Origin of the sequence: Endozoicomonas sp. ALC013 (assembly GCF_049310205.1) — a bacterium.
Taxonomy (GTDB): domain Bacteria; phylum Pseudomonadota; class Gammaproteobacteria; order Pseudomonadales; family Endozoicomonadaceae; genus Endozoicomonas.
This window is the reverse complement of record NZ_JBLYNS010000216.1, coordinates 1-5,612: the sequence shown is the minus strand read 5'-3', so window position 1 is coordinate 5,612 and position 5,612 is coordinate 1. Positions and strand designations below refer to the sequence as shown.

At 43.4% G+C, this 5,612-nt stretch carries 5 protein-coding genes; 2 read left to right on the top strand and 3 right to left on the bottom strand.

Annotated elements, in window-relative coordinates; genetic code table 11:
* Together ACO6V1_RS22090 and ACO6V1_RS22085 are read left to right on the top strand one after the other, a co-directional pair.
* Nucleotides 1-1,843 (top strand): NACHT domain-containing protein (locus ACO6V1_RS22090; protein ID WP_422468605.1); only part of this gene is annotated, 1,843 nt, incomplete at its 5' end.
* A gap of 374 nt (nucleotides 1,844-2,217) precedes the next feature.
* Nucleotides 2,218-3,090: a GIY-YIG nuclease family protein gene (locus ACO6V1_RS22085; protein WP_422468602.1), complete on the top strand. Its 873-nt coding sequence runs from the start codon at nucleotides 2,218-2,220 to the stop codon at nucleotides 3,088-3,090.
* Nucleotide 3,091: 1 nt separating this feature from the next.
* Here ACO6V1_RS22085 and ACO6V1_RS22080 read toward each other — a convergent pair whose 3' ends face one another.
* The 3 genes from ACO6V1_RS22080 to ACO6V1_RS22070 all read right to left on the bottom strand — a co-directional run.
* Nucleotides 3,092-3,325, bottom strand: a complete 234-nt coding sequence (locus ACO6V1_RS22080) for a hypothetical protein (RefSeq protein WP_422463141.1) — start codon at nucleotides 3,323-3,325, stop codon at nucleotides 3,092-3,094.
* Nucleotides 3,325-5,169, bottom strand: a complete 1,845-nt coding sequence (locus ACO6V1_RS22075; protein WP_422468600.1) for a hypothetical protein — start codon at nucleotides 5,167-5,169, stop codon at nucleotides 3,325-3,327. The genes ACO6V1_RS22080 and ACO6V1_RS22075 overlap by 1 nt, the downstream gene beginning before the upstream one ends.
* Nucleotides 5,170-5,175: 6 nt before the next feature.
* Nucleotides 5,176-5,612: hypothetical protein (locus ACO6V1_RS22070; protein ID WP_422468598.1), on the bottom strand; the 437-nt coding region annotated here is incomplete at its 5' end.

Sequence of the window (5,612 nt, the reverse complement as noted above, 5' to 3'; positions counted from 1 at the left end):
CCTTTCAAAAAAACTATTTGCTTCACTGCTTAATTCAGATTATCTACCCATTGTTCTGAACGGAATTAATATAAAAAGTTCAAATCTTAACAGCATAATTGATTCAGAATTAAGAAATCAATACAAACCAAATCGTGAAGCCTTAGGTGATAGAAAATTAGCTGTTATCATAGATGACTTTTCCGAGATAAAGCTCAACACTAAAAATCTTGAAAAACTGATTTCCCAATGTAAGTCAGAATTTGATACATGCATACTTATATCATCAAATACATTCCAATTTGTCGCTCATGACATTGATGAACTTGAAGACTTTTCGTGCTATGAAATCGTTCCTTTTGGCAATATAAAAAGGACAGAAATCATTGAGAAATGGGTCTCCCTTGGTAGAGAGGAAATAATAGAAGATGATGAACTATATAAACTAACTGATCAAATAAAACTAAAAATAAATCCAATGGTAAGGAAGCACATTATCCCTCCAAAGCCTATATATATTTTAACGCTACTACAAATGTTTGAGACGTATACACCACAAAAATACGACTTAACTTCACATGGTCATTGCTATCAATACCTAGTGTATCAGTCATTCGATAAAGCAAAAATAAAAGGTGATGACATTGATAAATACCTGAACGTAATGACCGAGCTTGCATGGTTTATGTTTTCAAGCCAAAAGCCAAAGCTAACTGAATTAGATCTAAATAATTTCTTTGCAGATTATGAAAAAAATTTCCTTCCCGTCAACCGTGAAGAAATAATAAAAACTCTTATAAAAACACACATACTCTTTAAAGTGAATGAACTGATACATTTTAAGTATAAATATATATATTATTTCTTTACTGCAAAAAGAATGGCTGAAAACTTTAGATCTAACAATGAAACAAAGACCGCAGTTTCAGAACTACTAAACAATCTTCATAATGAAGATTGTTCAAATATCATAATATTTCTTACTCATCATACTAAAGATCAATGGGTTCTTGATGAAATACAGTTAACTTTAATGGAACTTTTCCAAGAGCAGAAGCCATCTAGCTTAGACTCTGCAACATTGGAGTTTATGAATGAATTCATAAAAGAAATACCTACTCTTATTATTGAGAAAAGAAAAATAAAGGATGAGCGAGAATCCCATGATAAACGAATGGATGAAATTGAAGAACACAAGCAAATACGAGAAGATTATATTGATGACCTTCAGCCATCTGACACATTAGCACAGATTAATAAAACCTTCAGGGGTATTGAAATTGCTGGACAAATTGTCAGAAACCGTCATGCTTCACTGAAAAGACCTGACTTATATTCTCTTGTCCATGAAGGAATGAATACAGGACTAAGATTTTTAGACTACTTTCTGGGAATAGCTAACAAATCAAAACATGAAGTAATTAAGATTATTGAAAACATTTTACAAGAAAACCCAGCCTTAACAAATCAACAAATTGAAAAAGAAGCTAAAAGTGCTTTTCTATTTTTAACCTACGGTGTTATTTTTGGAGTTATACGAAAAATCTCTACATCCATGGGATCATCTGAAGCAGAAGCGATTTATAAAGAAATTGAAAAAGATTTTAACACAAACTCAATCAATTTGATAAATCAAGCCATAGACCTTCATTTTCATAAAAACCTTGACTTCAGAAACATTGAGTTATTGAATGATAAATTTTCATCAAATCCAACATGTGCTCGAATTTTAAGAGAAATTATTATCCAGCACATCTATATGTTCCCAGTCAACTATCAAGATAAACAAAGAATTTCCAGCACCCTCAAAATCTCTATGGATACCCAGAGAATACTGGATCAGAAAAAACAGTTAAAATATTAGGTGGTTTTCATTAACAAGTAGCACTATAGTTCACTTCAAATTTTAATTTCTAAACTAAACCTCCACCTCATGCTGCGCTATATCAGGCGCAGCCCCCTTTATCTCTCCTCACTGAACAAAAGTCTTTAGACCAACTCCCACTGACTCCCCTTTCACGGTAATAATCGAACCATCCCGAAGCTCTGCCCGACTGGTGCCATTACCGTTATTGCGGTGAGGCCAGCCAAAACTTCCACTCCTCCAGGTATCAATGCCTTGAACTGCTGCAGGATATTTATGTAGTTGACAGATTCTCCAAAACCGTTGCTAATCAATAATGATCAAGTTGATGGGGTCGATATGGCTTGTATATTTATTGAACGTGATTCTCGTATATGCAGCCAGCCACCATCAAACTGTTCCTTGTCAAAGGCAGCCCAACCGGACTGCGTACCGCCGAAATTTCCAATTGGACAGGCAAGGCCATTGCCGGACCTCGAAGTGATCTTGATGATTTTCTGACTCGGCCAGAGTTGAACAGCCCAGGGGTTTATCTACTAACGGGCACTGATTCTGAGTCTGGAGATCCGGTTTTTTACATAGGCGAAGCAGAGGACGTTTCCAAGCGGCTGAAACAGCATGCCAAAAATGAGGAAAAAGACTACTGGATTCATACCTCTGCCTTTGTCAGCAAAGACGATAACCTGACGAAAGCCCATATACGCTACATAGAGGGAAAACTGATTCAGTTGGCTCAAACTAATAAGCGAACCATTATCATGAATAATGCTGCAAGTGGCTCTTCATTGCCTGAAGCGGATCGTGCAGAAATGGATGTTTATATTGAGCGCATGTTGCAGTTACTGCCTGTGTTGGGGATTCACCACTTGGTATATTCTTTGCCAACGACCAAGTCTGGCAGTACCACTTCCGCTTTTGCATCAGAGAGTGCATCGTTATTTTATTGCAAGGTCAAAGGCTCGCTTATGGCAACTGGTAAGCGCTCTGAGGGTGGCTTTACCGTTTTTAAAGGCTCACAGGCGGTTGAACACCCCGTTAATTCTTGCCCTGAACGCTTGCGGGCCAGTAGAACCAGGCTAATTGAAAAAGGCATACTCGCGGAAAGTGATAATTGTTATGTCTTCACCGAAGATTATGAGTTCAGTAGCCCCAGTGCAGCTGCCTGCACGCTTAGGGGGCGAAGTACTAATGGTCCGACTTCCTGGGTCAATGATCATCAGCAATCTTTAAGGGATCTTGGGCTTTAACTTAAACCTCCACTTCGTACTGCGCCAAACTCGGCGCAGTACCTTTGATCTCACCTTTTTCAATAAATACTTTTTCCCCAACACTTACAGACTCCCCTTTAACCGCTATAACCGAGCCATCTCTAAGCTTTGCCTGGCTGGTGCCATTGCCGTTATTGGCGGTAATGGTAGCCACGATCCGCCCCCCTTCTGGAATGAGCGCCTTGAACTGTTGCCAGATGTTAGTGGTTGCCATCAGTAGTGCCTCTCCAATTCAGTGCTTTGAATAACGGTTCCCACGCCACTGGCACTGATACTGGTCGCCAGACAAAGGGCTTGCCAGTCTCCCGTTATATCCTGAACCTCGACTAGCATTCCCGGCTCAATTAGTCCGGGAGCGGTATTGGTATCGGTCAGAGGTAGCTCGATGGTAGTAATGCTCTGGTTGCCACCTATGGCCAGCTCATTCCGGCCTCGCTCGGTATTGACCTGCGTTTCCGTGAGCCAGTCTTCCAGAATATCGGGAGCCGGGTTATCGCCATTGGAGCCGGCTCTTTTGACGTTGACCGCCACACCAGCATTAGTCCCGGAAACATAGACTGCATTGTAAGCCTGCTCCGGTCGCCAGTTGGCGCTTAAACTGATGACCATACTGGCAGGCACAATCTTATCCATCGTGGCCGTACTCCATGCCCAAGGGCTGGCCGGGTATCGGGGTTGAATGCTCACCTGGTCATTATCACGGCCTGGGATAATCACTGATCCGGCAGTAGTAGCGATCTTGGCTACTACCTGCATAGCGGTCTGGTTCTGATAGCTGAATGAGCCTCCGGGCATAATCCAATCCGGTGTGCTGTAGTCATTCAGGTCAGGATAGGTTGCTGTGAATCCGGTATTGGCCAGTTCTTCGATGATAGCCTGTTTGGCGTTGAGGTTGGCGCTGTTGCTCTTGCTTCGTTGTGGTGCATAAGGCGCTGCGAGTAGTTGGGTTCGGCTGCTGCCATAGAGGGTGTAACGTTCATCCCCGAAGCGTCTATCCGTGCTATATCTTTCGATAATAAAGATCCATTTCCAGCCATTGATATCCACCTCAATTTGCTTCGGACCGCTTTTGTCCGGTTCCACCAGTGCAATATTGGAAGCGCCCCACAGCTGCCCGGTAAAGCTCCATGAGAAGCTATCAATATCCAGGCTAATTTCCATTGAGGGCAGTTCAAGCGGTGTCCGGGAAGGTAATACGACGGTGGTGATGATGTTCATAAGCAGATAACTCTCCCTGATCTCTGGCTGTTCCGGCTCCGGCTTTTCCACAATGACCGGGTCTGTCTCGCCGCCATAGTTGCCGGTAACGCTCTCATCCTTGGCTTTCTGGCCAAAGCCCCACGGTATAATAACCGGCTGATCCTCGGCTCTGTTTTTCTGGAAGGCAAAGCGCCGCTTGCTATCCCTTGGCTGAATAACCTTGGCATCAACCAATCGTCCCATTCGGAAATAAACAGCAGGTGTGGCTTCGGGCGAATAGGGAATGCCAGCAAAGCGGAAATTAATAAGGCTCGGTATCAGATAGCCCAGCTTCTCTATCTGATGAGCAGGACTGAACTCATCCACTCGCCGGAAGCTGCTGATCTGATTGCTGTCTCTTACAAAAGGCCGGTTCCAGAGAATACGATCTTTCTCATCCTTTGCCTGAATGGACTGATCCCATCGCTGCGACTTATGACCGTCTATGTTAACAGCCTGCTGCCAACGCCCGTCAGCTGTCGCCTCTTTTTTCAGGCTGTCGCTATGACTAAAACTGACCTGAGCTTCCTTTTTAGCCACTGCCCCCCAAAATAGCCCAAAAGGTGAAGCTTCCACAGACCTTGCCTGCCGACTACTTTGCGTCCGGGAAGAGCTGATAGGCCGACTGGTGGAATAAACCGCCGCTCTCTGCTGCTGTCGGCCAACGGCTTTTTTCCAGTTACCCTGATAAAACCGGATAACGGAAGGTGGCGGAACAAAGGCATATCTGGCTGTCGGATAAAAGCCAAAGTCAGCACTCGGCTTATATGCATCAAGACCGAAAGCGAAATCAACCGGAGCTGTAATTACATAAGCCATAAATTATTAATTTGGGATAATTGTAGGATTAACAGGGCCATGAGTCAGTGGTCGACTAAATGGCTTTGCCTTGAACTTTGCAGTGCCTACACTTTGGACGTTATCGGTATCAATCCACCACACTGGCTCAGTGCTATTGCTCACTCCGGCGACAGTGCAATAGTAAACGTAGCCTTGGAAATTGAGCGGCCTGATAACATCGTTGACCTGATAATTGGTATCAGGTTGCCATTCGCTACCAAAGTCATCCTCAGCAACGACAAGCACTGCTCCCTCATAAGGGGATGTATCAATATTGTAATTACCGCTATCAGGATCACTGATTGCTGATCCCAATACGGCTTGACTGGTATCATTTGATCCCCCGATGGGCAGAGCTTCTTGGCTAACAGCAAACACCCGACGACTGACGGGTAAATCATTCTCTTTGATATTCCCACTAA

What these genes read in the sequence shown, in the direction of transcription:
- ACO6V1_RS22085 (WP_422468602.1), top strand. Translation starts at nt 2,218, where the DNA reads ATGCAGCCAGCCACCATCAAACTGTTCCTTGTCAAAGGCAGCCCAACC.
- ACO6V1_RS22075 (WP_422468600.1), bottom strand. Translation starts at nt 5,169, where the DNA reads ATGGCTTATGTAATTACAGCTCCGGTTGATTTCGCTTTCGGTCTTGAT.
- ACO6V1_RS22080 (WP_422463141.1), bottom strand. Translation starts at nt 3,325, where the DNA reads ATGGCAACCACTAACATCTGGCAACAGTTCAAGGCGCTCATTCCAGAA.